Origin of the sequence: Citrobacter sp. Cc139, from assembly GCF_030334645.1 — a bacterium.
Lineage (GTDB): Bacteria > Pseudomonadota > Gammaproteobacteria > Enterobacterales > Enterobacteriaceae > Citrobacter > Citrobacter werkmanii.
Map to the genome: position 1 here is coordinate 13869 of NZ_JAOWDM010000058.1, position 15401 is coordinate 29269.

Genomic DNA, 15401 nt, shown 5'->3' on the forward strand with positions numbered 1-15401 from the left:
GCGTAATGAAAAAAGCAGGTTATCTTTTACTGGCGGTGATTGTGGTGGCTGCCGCTGCTGGCATTGGTTACTGGAAATTCACCGGCAACCCGGACGCGTTACGCCAGATTGTTCTTCAGCAATGCTTGCCGCACCAGTTGCAGCAGCAGGATCCCGCACCGTGCGTGGAAGTGAAACCTGACGCCGGATATGTGGTGTTCAAAGATCGTAACGGTCCGCTGCAATATCTGTTGATGCCTGGTTACCGTATCAATGGTACGGAAAGCCCGTTGCTGTTGGAATCAGGCACGCCGAACTTTTTCTGGCTGGCCTGGCAGGCGCGTAGCTTTATGAGCCAAAAATACGGTCAGGAGATCCCTGACAAAGCGGTATCGCTGACCATTAACTCGCGTAGCGGTCGTACGCAAAATCACCTACACATTCATATCTCCTGCCTGCGGACCGATGTCAGAAAACAGCTGGATGACAACATGGCGAAAATCAGCACCCGCTGGTTGCCTTTGCCGGGTGGATTACGTGGGCATGAATATCTGGCGCGTCGCGTCACGGAGAATGAACTAGCGCAACGCAGCCCGTTTATTATGCTGGCGGAAGAAGTACCGGATGCGCGAGAACATATGGGCAGCTATGCGCTGGCGATGGTGCGCCAGAGCGATGAGTCCTTTGTCCTGCTGGCGACTCAGCGTAACTTGCTGTCGCTGAATCTGGCCTCTGCTGAGGAAATTCAGGATCATCAATGTGATATTCTGCGCTAACCCTACCTAATCTGGCGTTTACTCCGTATGCCTGTCCCCGTATTCTTGTTGAAAAAAACAACAGGAGACAGGCATGTCGCTCTGGCTTTCGCACCCTCTGTTTATCCCTTCTCTGGTGGTTGGCATCACCATTCTTCTCTGGGCGACGTCGCTGCTGCCGGAATTTATAACGGCGCTGCTGTTCTTTGCCGTGGCGATGGTGGCCAAAATCGCGCCACCGGATGTGATTTTTGGCGGCTTTGCGTCGTCGGCGTTCTGGCTGGTTTTCAGTGGATTCGTGCTGGGTATCGCGATTCGTAAAACGGGATTGGCGGACAGGGCGGCGAGGGCGCTGTCATCGCGATTGACTGACTCCTGGCCGTTAATGGTAGCGAGTGTGGTACTGCTAAGTTATGCACTGGCGTTTGTAATGCCGTCCAACATGGGGCGCATTGCGCTACTGATGCCGATTGTTGCCGCGATGGCGAAACGGGCTGGAATTAACGACGGCACGCGAGCCTGGTATGGTCTGGCGCTGGCCGTCGGGTTTGGGACGTTCCAGCTTTCCGCGACGATTTTACCCGCTAACGTGCCGAATCTGGTGATGAGCGGCGCAGCGGAAGGTTCCTACGGTATCCACCTGAATTATCTGCCTTATTTACTACTGCATACGCCGGTTCTGGGCTGGCTCAAAGGCGCGATACTCATCGTACTTATCTGCTGGCTGTTTCCTGGTAAGCCCCATGCGCCGCGAGATTTAACGCCGCCTGAGCCGATGAGCCGGGATGAAAAACGTCTGGCATGGATGTTAGCGGTGGTGTTGTTTTTGTGGGTAAGCGAAAGCTGGCACGGCATTGGTCCAGCGTGGACCGGACTGGCGGCGGCGGTTATCACGCTGCTACCTCGGGTTGGCTTTATTAATGGCGAGGAGTTTTCCAGTGGGGTCAATATCCGTACCTGTATCTACGTGGCGGGTATTCTGGGGCTGGCGATCACCGTCACGCAGACCGGTATTGGCAGTGCGGTGGGCGAGGCGCTGTTACAGGTGATGCCGCTGGACGCGGAAAAACCGTTCACCAGCTTCCTCGCGCTGACCGGCATTACCACCGCACTCAATTTTATTATGACGGCAAACGGTGTTCCGGCGCTGTATACCACGCTGGCGCAAAGCTTTGCCGATGCCACGGGATTCCCGCTGCTGTCGGTGATTATGATTCAGGTGCTGGGGTATTCCACACCGCTGCTGCCGTATCAGGCTTCACCCATTGTTGTGGCGATGGCGCTTGGGAAAGTGCCTGCGAGGGCGGGGATGCTGCTGTGTATGGCGCTGGCGGCGGCAACGTATCTGGTGCTTCTGCCGTTGGATTACCTCTGGTTCAGTATACTGGGTAAATTATAACTGTATCTAAATGTTAATTTTTTGTTTTGTGAGATGATGAATTGTTTTATTTGGGCTGATGGCGGTTAATACCGGGGCGCAGATTTGCGCACTGGAAACTCAAGGATTGATTCATGGACAGTTTGACCCCTATCCGCTGTTGGCCTGCCATCATTTCGCTCGCGATCACGCTGACCATCTGGTTTGTTATCCCGTGTCCGCCTGACGTCACTCCGCAAGCGTGGCATCTGCTGGCGTTGTTCATTGGTACGATCGCAGCGATTATCGGTAAAGCCATGCCCATTGGCGCCATTGCGGTTGTGGCGATTATGCTGGTGGCGATGACCGGCGTCACTAACCCCGGTAAACCCTCGGCCGCGCTGAACGATGCCTTGAGCGGCTTCTCTAATCAACTGATTTGGCTGATTGGTTTATCCATCATGCTGTCGCAAAGCCTGTTAAAGACCGGGTTGGGCGCGCGTATTGGCTACGGGTTTATTGCGCTGTTTGGTAAAAGAACGCTGGGTATTGCGTGGGCATTAACCCTTGCGGAAACCCTGATTGCGCCGGTTACGCCAAGCAACACGGCGCGTGGCGGCGGTATTATTCACCCGGTAATGCGGGCGATTGCGGAAAGCCTCGGATCGCAGCCGGGCAACAACGAGAATGGCTCAACGGGCCGCTATCTGGCGCTGGTGAATTACAACATTAACCCCATCAGCTCGGCAATGTTCATCACCGCGACCGCGCCTAACCCTTTAATCGTTAGCTTTTTAACGAAGGGAACCGATGGTGTGCTGAATATGACCTGGGGAATGTGGGCTATCGCCGCGCTGCTTCCCGCGGTGGTCTCACTGGTCGTTATGCCGATTGTTATCTGGTGGCTCTACCCGCCAGCCATCACACGCACGCCAAATGCGCCTCAGTTCGCACGACAAAAACTGGATGCGCTAGGTCCGCTTTCACTGGCAGAGAAAATTACCCTGGCCGTCTTCATTTTGCTGCTCTGCCTGTGGGCGGGAGTGCCCGCGATGTTGATGGGTAGTGGCTGGAGTGTAAACCCTACCAGCGCCGCGTTAATTGGTTTGTCGATTCTGTTGATGGCGGGCGTATTAAGTTGGGATGACATTCTTAAGTGCCGTGGCGCGTGGGATACCATAGTCTGGTTCGCGGCGCTGGTAATGATGGCGGATTTTCTCAGCAAGTTGGGGCTGGTGGGGTGGCTGGCAACCAGCGTGGGTAGCGCAATCGACCATCTTGGTGTGCACTGGAGCATCGCGACGCTATTGCTGATCCTGCTTTACGTCTACTCGCACTACTTTTTCGCCAGTACAACCGCGCATATCACGGCGATGTTCGCTGCATTCTTCGCCGCAGGATTAGGCCTCGGCGCGCCGCCGGCGCTGCTTGGGTTGATGCTCGGCTTCTCCTCCTCGCTGATGATGTCGCTCACGCACTATGGCACGGGTACTGCGCCTATCATCTTTGGTTCAGGCTATGTCACGCTGGCGGAGTGGTGGAAAACGGGGCTGGTAATGAGTGTGGTCAACCTGACCATTTGGGGGATAACCGGCGCCTTCTGGTGGCACTGGCTGGGATACTGGTAAACCTGATGCGACGGGAGGAGTACTCCTCCCGCCATACAACTTAAGCCTGTTTAGCGGCTTCTGCTGCTTTAACGATAACTGCGAAGGCGTCTGCTTTCAGAGAAGCACCGCCAACCAGCGCGCCGTCGATGTCCGGCTGAGCGAACAGTTCAGCAGCGTTGCCCGCGTTTACGGAACCGCCGTACTGGATGATAACCTGTTCAGCGATTTTCGCGTCAGCTTTAGCAATGTGGTCACGGATGAATTTGTGAACAGCCTGAGCCTGAGCCGGAGTTGCAGATTTACCGGTACCGATAGCCCATACTGGTTCGTAAGCGATAACTACGCCTTCGAATGCCGCAGCGCCCTGAGTTTTCAGAACGGCGTCGATCTGACGTGCGCAGACTTCTTCAGTTTTGCCCGCTTCATTTTCTGCTTCGGTTTCACCAATGCACAGAACGGGAGTCAGACCCTGCTCTTTCAGCACAGCAAATTTCTTCGCGATCAGTTCGTCAGACTCTTTGTGGTAAGTACGGCGCTCAGAGTGACCGATAATGATGTACTGCGCGCCGATATCTTTCAGCATTTCAGCGCTTGTTTCACCGGTGAATGCGCCAGACAGGTTCAGGTCAACGTTCTGCGCGCCCAGGATGATGTGGCTACCGGCAGCGGCATGTTTCGCCAGGTCGATATACATTTCCGGCGGAGCAATCGCTACTGCACAGCCAGCAACGCCAGCCAGTTCTTTACGCAGATTAGCAACCAGTTCGTTTACCATATGGCGGCTGCCGTTCAGTTTCCAGTTACCCATCACTAAAGGATGTCGCATTTCATTTCTCCACGCTTGTCAGCGAATTAAGGAATATGGCCGCCCGTCAGGGCAGCATGGTCTGTGAAACAGTATAGAGATTCGTCTGCGGAAAGGCTTTGCTTTTTGTCATCAATTCGCCTTCTCAAGACTTTCTGATAGTGCCAGCTTAATCGGTTCAACAGCGAAGGTCAGCCCCTTTTCACCGTTATCTGCTATGACATAGCGAATAGCGCCTTCTGTTTCGGCGTAATAGTGCTTACCTTTACCGGCGGCGAGCAATTTTTGCAGCTTTTTCTGACTTTGTTCTTTTGTCAGCAGCGGCGCGACGGTGTGAATGACGGCAGTCATGTATTCCAGCGCTTTCGCTTTTGCCGCCTTTTGTTCAGGCCCCTGAATCGGTAGCCAGGTGATCTGCATACTTTTGATTTTCAATGTACCGCGTTCAAGCGCGGATGACGCATACAGATTTTCGTTGATTTTGCTGGCGGCGCGGGTGAGATTCGCCCGGTCGCGGCTGCTGTCGATGGCACGGAATTCATTGAGGATAAGCTTTGGATTCTGTGTATTAAAGTTTTCACGAAACTGACTAATCGATAGATCAAAAGTCGGCGCGCCCGCCAGCAAATAGGGGGCCGTGATTGCCGTCGATGGCTCTTCCGCCTGCGCTGTAGCGCTGACGGTTAAGGCTGAAAACAGTAATAAAAACAGTGTAAATCCTTGCTTCATCAATTGTACCTTTCATTCTCACTGCTCACGATTAAAACGGTAACCGTCCGGCTTGTCAAAAGGGTAAACTGTCCTGGAAGGTAATAATAAAGGAACCTCCATGACCATACAGCAGTGGTTATTCTCATTTAAAGGGCGTATTGGACGCCGTGATTTCTGGATTTGGATAGGTCTGTGGATCGTCAGTATGCTGGCGTTGTTCTCTCTGGCAAGTAAGCAATTACTCGATATTCAAACCGCAGCATTTTGTCTGGTGTGTCTGTTATGGCCGACGGCGGCGGTGACGGTAAAGCGTCTGCATGACCGAGGGCGTTCAGGAGCGTGGGCGTTGCTGATGATTCTGGCGTGGATGCTGCTGGCCGGAAACTGGGCGATGTTACCTGGCGTCTGGCAATGGGCGGTAGGTCGTTTTCTTCCGACGCTGATTCTGGTCGGCATGCTTATCGATCTGGGCGCGTTTGTCGGCACCCAGGACGAAAATAAATACGGTAAAGATACGCAGGACGTAAAGTACAGAGCTGATTCGTAGGCCGGATAAGGCGCGTTAGCGTCGCCATCCGGCAAAATGCCCGGGGTGCTTACCGGGCAGTAAAACGTTCTTACCAGTAGTGTTCAGCGGTCATATGGCCTGGTCGACGGCGCAGGTGTTTGGTCATCTGCCGGGTCTCTTTCAACAGTTGCTGCGTGTCGCGCACCATTTGTGGATTTCCACACAGCATTACGTGGCTGGTTTCTTTATCCATTGGCAGACCTACCGCTTTTTCCAGCTCACCGCTTTCAATCAGCGCCGGCACTCGCCCGGTCAGCGAATTTGCCGCAGTTTCACGGCTAACAACGGTCTGGATACGTAATTTACCTTCGTAGCGTTTTTCCAGCGCCTGCATCAATGGCAGGTAGCTTAAATCGGCGGCATAGCGCGCGGCGTGGACCAGCACCAGATTTTTAAAGCGATCCAGATCTTTGCCTAACTGCAGAATCGACAAATACGGGCCGATAGCCGTGCCGGTCGCCAGCATCCATAGCGTGTCGCAATCGGGGACCTCATCCAGCACGAAGAAGCCAGCGGCTTCACTGACCACCTGAACGTCATCGCCAGGCTTCAGCGCGGCCAAACGAGGGCTAAGCTTGCCGTCGGGAACCGTCACCAGATAAAACTCTAAATCGGGATTGTCGGGCGCATTCACGTAGGAATAGGCGCGCTGGACGCGCTCGCCGTCGATTTCCAGACCAAGCTTGGTAAACTGGCCAGCAGTAAAAGGAAGAACCGGAGCTCGCACGGTCAAACTAAATAAGGCATCGGTCCAGTTCTGCACCTTTGTGACTTTGCCTGTTACCCAATCTGCCATGGTTTTCTCCTGTCTGCTTTGATTGCCTTATCTTCGTTCGTTGGACGAAAGATTTCCAGCCCGGATGGGCTGGAAGGCTCTATTGATCAAATCAATTACAGGATGTGCGCCTGCACATCGGGATCTTTGCGATCGAGATAGTGAATCGACTGAATGCGGCGGATTGTGCGCGATTTGCCGCGGATCAGCAGCGTTTCGGTGGTCGCGATATTGCCTTTGCGGCTAATGCCTTCCAGCAGATCGCCTTTGGTGATGCCGGTGGCAGAAAAAATGACGTTGTCGCTGCGCGCCATTTCGTCCAGACGCAGCGCTTTGCCCGCTTCAATGCCCATCGCGGTGCAGCGTGCCAGTTCCTGTTCGCCAATGCGGCGGTTTTCTTCGCTGTCGCCTTTGACGTCATGACGTGCCAGGAGACGGCCCTGCATATCGCCATCCAGCGCGCGGATAACGGCGGCGGAGACCACACCTTCCGGTGCGCCGCCAATGCCGTACAGCACGTCAACTTCGCTGTCAGGCATGCAGGTCAGAATTGAAGCCGCAACGTCGCCGTCGGGAATAGCGAATACGCGCACGCCCAGTTTCGTCATCTCTGCAATAACGTCATCATGGCGAGGTTTTGCCAGGATAGTGACGGTCAGGTCACTCAGGGGTTTGTTCAGCGCGGCGGCAATGTTACGCAGGTTGGCTTCCAGCGACAGATTCAGGTCAATGGACCCTTTTGCGCCTGGGCCGACAATCAGCTTTTCCATATACATGTCCGGCGCGTTCAGGAAGCAGCCTTTATCGCCCACGGCCAGTACCGCCAGCGCATTTGCCTGGCCCATTGCCGTCATACGCGTGCCTTCGATAGGATCGACTGCGATGTCTACCGCATCGCCAAGACCCGTACCGACTTTCTCACCGATAAACAGCATCGGCGCTTCATCGATTTCACCTTCGCCAATCACGATGGTGCCGTCGATGTTGACCTGGTTGAGCATAATACGCATGGCGTTCACCGCCGCGCCGTCAGCGGTATTTTTATCGCCGCGGCCCAGCCATTTATAGCCAGCCAGCGCGGCCGCTTCGGTCACGCGTGAAAATTCAATGGCAAGTTCTCGTCTCATTGCAAACTCGTAGCTGAAAGGAATGGCGCGAAGTGTAGCACAGGGGAGGGGGCGAGATTATTGATGTGTGTGCGGGGTTGTCCCCGCACGAAGATATTGCCGGATAAGACACCTTAGCGTCGCCATCCGGCAATGACGTATTACTCGTCGTGATCTTCCCACGCCATGGCGCGTTTGACTGCTTTTTTCCAGCCGCTGTAACGGAAGTTACGTTCGGTGGTTTCGATGCCAGGACGGAATTCACGCTCGATGACCGCTTTTTCCTGCAGCTCATCCAGGTTTTGCCAGAAGCCGACCGCCAGACCGGCCAGGTACGCCGCACCCAGCGCAGTGACTTCGCGGACTTCCGGGCGCTCAACGCGTGTGCCGAGAATGTCCGACTGGAACTGCATCAGGAAGTTGTTGGCGACCGCACCGCCATCGACGCGCAGGGCGTGCAAGCGAATGCCGGAGTCAGCCTGCATCGCTTCCAGTACGTCACGGGTCTGGTAAGCGATAGACTCAAGCGTTGCGCGAATGATGTGGTTGGAGTTTACGCCACGGGTCAGACCGAAGATGGCGCCACGCGCATACGGGTCCCAGTACGGTGCGCCCAGACCGGTGAATGCCGGAACGACGTACACGCCGTTGGTGTCTTTCACTTTAGTCGCGAAATACTCAGAGTCGAATGCATCGCTGATGAGTTTCACTTCATCACGCAGCCACTGGATAGAGGCACCCGCCATAAACACCGCGCCTTCCAGGGCGTAGTTCACTTCCCCGGTCGGTCCGCAGGCGATGGTGGTCAGCAGCCCGTTTTCGGACTTAACGGCTTTCTCGCCGGTGTTCATCAGCATGAAGCAGCCGGTACCGTAAGTGTTTTTCGCCATCCCTTCTTTCACGCACAACTGGCCGAACAGCGCCGCCTGCTGGTCACCGGCGATACCGGAGATAGGAATACGAATGCCGCCCTTACCACCGATGTTGGTCTGACCGTACACTTCAGAAGAACGACGTACTTCCGGCAGCATGGCGCGCGGAATATCCAGCGCATCCAGCATCTTGTCGTCCCAGTCCAGGGAGTGAATGTTGAACAGCATGGTACGTGAGGCGTTGGTGTAATCGGTGACGTGTACGCGCCCCTGCGTCATTTTCCAGATAAGCCAGGTATCTACGGTACCAAACAGCAGTTCACCGCGACGGGCGCGCTCACGCGAACCTTCTACGTGGTCGAGGATCCACTTCACTTTGGTACCGGAGAAGTACGGGTCAATCACCAGACCGGTGTTGCTACGGATGTAATCTTCCATACCGTCGCGCTTGAGCTTCTCGCAGATATCCGCGGTACGACGACACTGCCACACAATGGCGTTATAGATAGGTTTACCGGTCTCACGTTCCCAGACGATGGTGGTTTCACGCTGGTTGGTAATACCGATCGCGGCAATTTCATCGGAACTGATATCGGCTTTCGCCAGCACTTCTACCAGCGTGGAGCTTTGGGTCGCCCAAATTTCCATTGGGTCGTGTTCTACCCAACCTGCTTTCGGGTAGATTTGCTCGAATTCGCGCTGTGAAACGGCAACGATATTTGCATCGTGGTCCATGACGACCGCGCGGGAGCTGGTAGTGCCCTGGTCGAGCGCAACGATATATTTTTTTTCAGTCATAATTTTTTGTCCCGTAGTCACATTACTGCGAAGCTTTTTGTTGAGTGTTGGCCGCAACGTCTTTCTCTTCAATCGCGCAGACGTCGCACGGCAAATGACGACCAATCAGTTTGCGATAGGCCCATGCGCCCAAAATTGCGCCGGTAATCGGTCCAAACACCGGTACCAGGAAGTAAGGGATATCACGACCACCCGTGAAGGCAATCTCACCCCATCCGGCCAGTCCGGCGAAGAGTTTCGGTCCGAAGTCACGTGCCGGGTTCATCGCAAAACCTGTTAGCGGGCCCATGGAAGCACCAATAACGGCAATCAGTAAGCCGATCAGCAGTGGCGCCAGCGGACCACGAGGTACACCGTTACCATCGTCGGTCAGGGCCAGAATCAGCCCCATTAGAATAGCGGTAATGACCATTTCAACCGCGAAGGCCTGCACAAAATTGATATGCGGGTTCGGATAGGTGGAGAAAGTACCTGCCAGACCCAGGCTCTCGGTACTGCCGCGCACGATATGGTTGGTTTGTTCGAAATCGAGGAAAAGATTGTAATAAAGCCCGTAAACCAATGCCGCTGCGCAAAAGGCGCCGGCAATTTGCGAAATAATAAAAGGGACGACTTTGCGTTTATCAAAACAGGCAAACAGCCAGAGTGCGATGGTGACCGCTGGATTCAGGTGTGCGCCAGAAACGCCTGCGGTCAGATAGATAGCCATCGCTACCCCCAGACCCCAGATGATGCTGATTTCCCACTGACCAAAAGTAGCCCCGGCCACTTTGAGTGCAGCGACACAGCCCACACCGAAGAAAATCAACAACCCGGTACCGAGGAATTCAGCAATGCACTGGCCTTTTAAGGTTGATGTTTGACTCATAATCGGATCCTGAAGAGAGTTTAATGTTTATTGTGTGCGAGAAGGTCACTGACATCCCCGGAGCCGGTAGGCACACTGTTAATTTATCGTTAACGCTCAAAAACGAGAAATATCGAAATTAAAATGTGTGTACTGCATCAACAAAATGAGCGTTTTCGCGCCATTGCGCGGTATTTGTTATACAAAAATAGTGTGAGCTGAATCATTTCACCGATCAATCTCTTAACACTTAAGCGTTATGACAGTCATGTCACCAGGAGAAAGACTAAAAGTGTTGCAAACCGCAATCTGCGCGGGATGCCGCTGGACAGGGATGACGCGGCTTCATACAATCGGTGTTAAGTAGAGTGCGCTCGTTTTTATTAAGGCGTCGCCGGTTATCGGGACGAGGATTTTTATCCATCAACGCCTTGCAATTCAGGAGAGGTATGACGATGTCATTAGAAGTGTTTGAGAAACTGGAAGCAAAAGTACAGCAGGCGATTGATACCATCACGCTGTTGCAGATGGAAATCGAAGAGCTGAAAGAAAAGAACAACTCACTGTCGCAGGAAGTTCAGTCTGCACAGCAGCAGCGTGAAGAACTGGAGCGTGAGAACAACAATCTGAAAGAACAGCAGAACGGCTGGCAGGATCGTCTGCATGCCCTGCTGGGTCGTATGGAAGAAGTCTAATCCTCGTCATATTTCACGTTATGGCGGCGTTGGCTGCGTGCGTTCACCCCAGTCACATAGTGGCCTATGCTCCTGGGGATTCACTTACTTGCCGCCTTGCCCTGACGCGAAATCTATAGAGGATTTAGTTTGTAGGCCGGATAAGGTGTAAGCCGACATCCGGCAATACTTATCTTTGATAACGGCCTTGCTTGCGGGCTTTCCCATCAATCACCAAGCCAACGGGTGAACGAGCTACGGTCAATATCCAGTTGCTTCGCTGCACGGCTTTTGTTGTTTTGCTGTCGTAGTAGCACCCCTTTGAGAATACGGCTACGGATCCGTTTATACGGCCCTTCGAGCAACTGGCAGTCCGGGCAGTGATGGCGAGGTTGTTGGGGGGAAGACGCTTTATCGGCTTGTAAATCCTCAATCAGTAACGTGGCGGCAGAAAGAGACACCACGCCGGATGAAAACGATAACGCCAGGCGCTCCATAATATTATTCAACTGACGTACGTTACCCGGCCATAAATATTTTTTCAGCTCACTCCATAAACTTTCGCTCAATGCAATGGGAGGCAACTGATAGGACTTTCTCAGCGCATCTAAAGTTATTTGCCCGATAAGTTGGATATCGTCCGGGCGTTCACGTAACGGTAATGTGGTGACCTTGAGCACATTCAAGCGATAAAAAAGGTCTTCTCTAAAATCACCGGCTGCAATCATTGCCGGTAAGTTTCGGTTTGTGGCCGCAATAACGCGGACGTTGACCGGAATCATGTGATCTGCGCCCAGGCGCATCAGTTGGCGCTCTTGCAGAATGCGTAAGAGTTTTGCTTGTAAGAACTTATCCAGTTCGCTGATTTCATCAAGAAAGATGGTGCCGTTATGCGCCAGTTCAAACATCCCTGCGCGGCCTTTTTTAGAGGCACCGGAAAACGCGCCATCGACATATCCAAAGAGTTCGCTTTCCATAATTGAAGCGGGGATTGCGCCGCAGTTAACTGCAACAAATGGCCCATTGCGATGTGAACTGGCGTTATGAATGCTCTGCGCCAGAACCTCTTTGCCGGTACCATTTTCACCGAGTAGCAGTATTGTTGCTTCGGTTTCCGCATATATCCTGGCTAACCTTAAGCGATCCTGCATTTCACGGTTGCAGGTAATAAAATCTTCGAAGTGATACCTGGCGTGAAATCCTAACTTTTTCGCTTCTTTGATTCTTATCTTCTGCTCAGCATTCTGTAAGTTAGATGATGTCTGGAGGGTGATCACTACGCGGTTGAGATTTTCGTTTTCTACAATGGGGAACTGGTTAACCACAAATTCGCCATAGGGTGTGTTGATTAACTCATTTTCTATCGGGATATTATTTTGCAGATCTTCCCAGTTTAGCGTTAAGGAAGGTATTTTTTTACTGATTAAATCATGTTTACTGAGTTGTAAAAGCTCGACGGCTTTATGATTACAGTGAATGACCTTACCGCAATTATCAATGAGAAGAATGAATTTATTGGTGTGGTCAAGTAACAGGTTTAGCTGGTTTTGCTCAATGCGCTCATTAGCGAGCGCCTGATACAGCTGAATTGCCTCATGTAATGCCAGTTCTATGGACTCGACACCTGAATGGAAAGGGATGAAATGTTCCATGCTGTGTGTGCCAAAATAAAGCGGGCAAATGGCATCGCCAATAATAAGATCTATCTGGTTATTTTGTGTGTAATTGACAAAGTCATTTCTGACATTCTCAATGCAAGGGTTGGCCATTTCGTCAATGATAAACTCAGTGAGTTGCAGATTAAGCATCCTGGCTATTTTCATACAGCCGTCGATAACGCTGCGAAACCCAATAACCCCAATATTTTTATTGAGCCCAAGATATGGCCTGAGGGCATCGATAATATCATAGGCGGATGTTTTTATTTCAATGACAGGCTGCGGTATTTTTTGTTTAAGCATCCATGCCATGCCACCGCGACTAATCACAAGATCAGGAGGATTCGTGCGCAATATCGGGATCACGGAATCAACATCGTCGAGGGTGGCATTTAATATCGTTATATTTGCGATGTGATTATATCGGATAGACAGGCGTTCAGCTTCGAGAGAGAGCGCTTGTAAAGGAGAAACGATGTAAATATTAGGTAATTTTAACATGTTGAATCCAGCATGATCATGATGTGAAGTCGATAACGGTGGAAACAGTTGTCGGCATTATTGCAAAAACAGTAATCCATTCACGACTTACTGTTTCTGCAATCTTTTTGTCACATAAATGGTGAACAGCGGAATTGTTTTCGATCAACTCTGTGGAATTTATGTTTTTGATAACTGCTGGCGTTGGGCGATTCTCCTTTGTTCGCGGCGAGCAACCCAGGCGGTTATAAACGGTACGACTAAGGAGGTGACGATCGTAGAGGCGGCAATCTGCGGCGTCGCTACGGCGATTAATGCTGACACGCTGGGGTCAACTGCGGCGATGGCTGCGGGGGTCGCAACGGCGTTACCGGCCGTCGTGGAGACTGCCGCTCCGGCGATGCCTGAACCTCCGACAAAACGGGAGACGGCAACATTAATCAGCGCGCCAATGAATGCGGTCATGAGACCCAGAATAACCCCTGCGAATCCGGCCATCAGCAGGGTGCTGAAATCGATTCCGGTACCCAGACCAAAAGAGAAGAAGGGGATCAGCATCGCGCCGCCGCTTTTCAGGAACGAACGCATATCCTCATCCAGATTTCCGAGCAGCATACCAATCAGTATTGGTAAAACAACGGCGAACAGCTCCATTATTGGGATCGACACCAGCCCAGCGGCACCCATCGCCACCATCGTCAGAAAGGGGCCTTCAAGTACGGAAAGCACAGCGATAGCGCCCGCATCGGTTTCATTGCCAAACTGTTTGGTCAGTGCAGCGTAGAGGCCCATATTCGCATTGGTCATAGCCGCGATAATGGCGAGTGCAGACAAACCAAAGAAGCCGTTGGCGCCGCAAAACTTTGCGACCAGTAAGCCAATTGCTGTCCCGACAACCAACTTGGACAGCATAATGGCGAACCCTTTTTTCAGGGCGACCGGCGCGGCCTGTAGGCGGATTTCAGCGCCCATACAGACAAAAAATACGCCCAGGATAGCGAGAGCGCCATGAGCTACCGCCGTCGAAAAGCTCCCTATTTCTAAAGCACCAGGACAAAATGTCTTTAATAATGCTCCGATCAATAACGGGATTACCATCATCCCGCCTGGGAATTTCTCAATTGTTTGTTTTATTTTCATGAGGAGACTTCCGTGTTTTCGTAACGGATATAAGTGATGGGAATATGTTATTTATTCCCACCGTATAGGGTTATATTTCTATCGTCTTAAAATGTTGGTGCGATCTTGTAAATAGAGAATTCCTTATGCCCAAGATCTTCAGCTTTGGTTGTTTTACCATTAGAAACCTTAATGATTTCCTGATAAATCACCTCGCCCATCTCATTAATAGAAGATTCTCCCCGCATAATCGATGAAACATCAATATCAATGTTGTCGCGCATTTTGGTAAATGTTTCTTCGTTGGCGGTGATTTTGATCACTGGCGCAATCGGGTTTCCCGTGGGGGTTCCGCGCCCGGTAGTAAAGATAATAATTTGTGCGCCGCCGGCCACCATCCCGGAGATGGATTCGATATCTTGTCCAGGGGAGTCCATCACCCATAGTCCACGACCGCCAGGGAAATCTGCGTATTGCAGGACGCCCTGTAGCGGTGAATGACCCGCTTTGTGCATGCAGCCCAGAGATTTTTCCTCAATGGTGGTGATACCGCCCTGGATATTACCTGGCGTCGGTTGCCCGCCCCTGATATCTGCGCCCAGGGCTTTCGCTCTTTCTTCACACCCCACAACCAGCTTGATTAAATCGTCTGCGACTTGTGAATTAATGGCCCGACGAGCAACAACGTGTTCTGCGCCAATGAATTCGGTGGTTTCTGAAAGAATCGATGTGCCACCATCGTTAACTAACAAATCAGATGCAACACCACAGGCAGGGTTGGAGGCGAGGCCAGAGGTGGTATCAGAACCTCCGCATTCCATTCCGAGGATCAACTCGCTGACGCTTATTTCTTCGTAGTCTTGCTGGGACAAATCCTGCGCATACTGACGTGCGATTGAAATTCCGCGCGCCTGACACTGCAAGGTCCCCCCTTCATTCTGAATTGTGATGCAGGAAACCGGCTTACCAAATTTCGTGATTTCTTGCGCAATGTGAGTAGGTTCAGCGCCTTCACAACCCAATCCGACAACGAGTATGGCGCCAACGTTGCCGTTCCTGGCAACGTTGATCAGTGTTTTTTCGGTTAATGCAGCATCACCAGCAATCTGGCAGCAACCAAAATCATTATTAAGCCAGGTTGAGCCATGAACCTGAGCGGAGATGTCCTGAGCCACTTTATTGGCGCAAACGCTGGTAGGTAAAATTAAGACGTAGTTGCGAATACCCACGCTGCCATCCGGACGACGATAACCTTTGATTGTTTTTTTCATTTTCACTTATTCCTTC

14 protein-coding genes are annotated in these 15401 nt (G+C 52.2%); 5 read left to right on the forward strand and 9 right to left on the reverse strand.

Translation table 11 applies throughout. From position 1 onward, the window contains the following. Positions 1-5: 5 nt before the first annotated feature. The 3 genes from OGV69_RS02405 (at position 6) to OGV69_RS02415 (ending at position 3719) form a co-directional block, all read left to right on the forward strand. A complete protein-coding gene (locus OGV69_RS02405; protein ID WP_038635973.1) occupies positions 6-755 on the forward strand; it encodes a CDP-diacylglycerol diphosphatase in 750 nt (249 codons plus the stop codon). A gap of 73 nt (positions 756-828) precedes the next feature. Next, positions 829-2133: an SLC13 family permease gene (locus tag OGV69_RS02410; protein ID WP_069324865.1), complete on the forward strand. Its 1305-nt coding sequence runs from the start codon at positions 829-831 to the stop codon at positions 2131-2133. Positions 2134-2246: 113 nt separating this feature from the next. Next, complete coding sequence (locus OGV69_RS02415) at positions 2247-3719, forward strand: DASS family sodium-coupled anion symporter (RefSeq protein WP_038635979.1); 1473 nt, start codon at positions 2247-2249, stop codon at positions 3717-3719. A gap of 40 nt (positions 3720-3759) precedes the next feature. Here the strand turns inward: OGV69_RS02415 and tpiA are convergent, their stop codons facing one another. Both tpiA and OGV69_RS02425 read right to left on the reverse strand, forming a co-directional pair. After that, entirely contained in the window at positions 3760-4527 is a 768-nt protein-coding gene (tpiA, locus tag OGV69_RS02420; protein WP_038635981.1) for a triose-phosphate isomerase, read from the reverse strand. 111 nt (positions 4528-4638) lie between these two features. Next, positions 4639-5235: a YiiQ family protein gene (locus OGV69_RS02425; RefSeq protein WP_069324864.1), complete on the reverse strand. Its 597-nt coding sequence runs from the start codon at positions 5233-5235 to the stop codon at positions 4639-4641. Between the two features lie 100 nt (positions 5236-5335). Here OGV69_RS02425 and OGV69_RS02430 point away from each other — a divergent pair, with 100 nt between their 5' ends. After that, the gene (locus OGV69_RS02430; protein ID WP_038635986.1) at positions 5336-5764 is read left to right on the forward strand and encodes a DUF805 domain-containing protein; all 429 of its coding nucleotides are present in this window, start codon (positions 5336-5338) and stop codon (positions 5762-5764) included. A 70-nt stretch (positions 5765-5834) separates the two neighbouring features. Here OGV69_RS02430 and fpr read toward each other — a convergent pair whose 3' ends face one another. The 4 genes from fpr to OGV69_RS02450 all read right to left on the reverse strand — a co-directional run bounded on the left by fpr (position 5835) and on the right by OGV69_RS02450 (position 10204). Next, positions 5835-6581: a ferredoxin--NADP(+) reductase gene (gene fpr / locus OGV69_RS02435; protein WP_038635988.1), complete on the reverse strand. Its 747-nt coding sequence runs from the start codon at positions 6579-6581 to the stop codon at positions 5835-5837. Positions 6582-6676: 95 nt separating this feature from the next. After that, positions 6677-7687, reverse strand: a complete 1011-nt coding sequence (gene glpX, locus OGV69_RS02440; protein ID WP_038635990.1) for a class II fructose-bisphosphatase — start codon at positions 7685-7687, stop codon at positions 6677-6679. A 140-nt stretch (positions 7688-7827) separates the two neighbouring features. Further along, positions 7828-9336 carry a glycerol kinase GlpK gene (gene glpK / locus OGV69_RS02445; protein ID WP_069324863.1) on the reverse strand — a complete coding sequence of 503 codons (1509 nt, stop codon included), beginning with the start codon at positions 9334-9336 and terminating at the stop codon, positions 7828-7830. Between the two features lie 22 nt (positions 9337-9358). Next, complete coding sequence (locus OGV69_RS02450; protein ID WP_038635996.1) at positions 9359-10204, reverse strand: MIP/aquaporin family protein; 846 nt, start codon at positions 10202-10204, stop codon at positions 9359-9361. Between the two features lie 428 nt (positions 10205-10632). Here OGV69_RS02450 and zapB point away from each other — a divergent pair, with 428 nt between their 5' ends. Continuing rightward, a complete protein-coding gene (zapB, locus tag OGV69_RS02455; RefSeq protein WP_019077914.1) occupies positions 10633-10878 on the forward strand; it encodes a septal ring assembly protein ZapB in 246 nt (81 codons plus the stop codon). Between the two features lie 206 nt (positions 10879-11084). On the opposite strand, the gene OGV69_RS02460 is transcribed toward zapB, so the two are convergent. The 3 genes from OGV69_RS02460 to OGV69_RS02470 form a co-directional block, all read right to left on the reverse strand. Then, complete coding sequence (locus tag OGV69_RS02460) at positions 11085-13016, reverse strand: sigma 54-interacting transcriptional regulator (RefSeq protein WP_069324862.1); 1932 nt, start codon at positions 13014-13016, stop codon at positions 11085-11087. Between the two features lie 159 nt (positions 13017-13175). After that, positions 13176-14135: a 2-keto-3-deoxygluconate permease gene (locus tag OGV69_RS02465; protein ID WP_038636001.1), complete on the reverse strand. Its 960-nt coding sequence runs from the start codon at positions 14133-14135 to the stop codon at positions 13176-13178. Positions 14136-14221: 86 nt separating this feature from the next. Further along, complete coding sequence (locus OGV69_RS02470; protein ID WP_038636004.1) at positions 14222-15385, reverse strand: UxaA family hydrolase; 1164 nt, start codon at positions 15383-15385, stop codon at positions 14222-14224. Positions 15386-15401 lie beyond the last annotated feature (16 nt).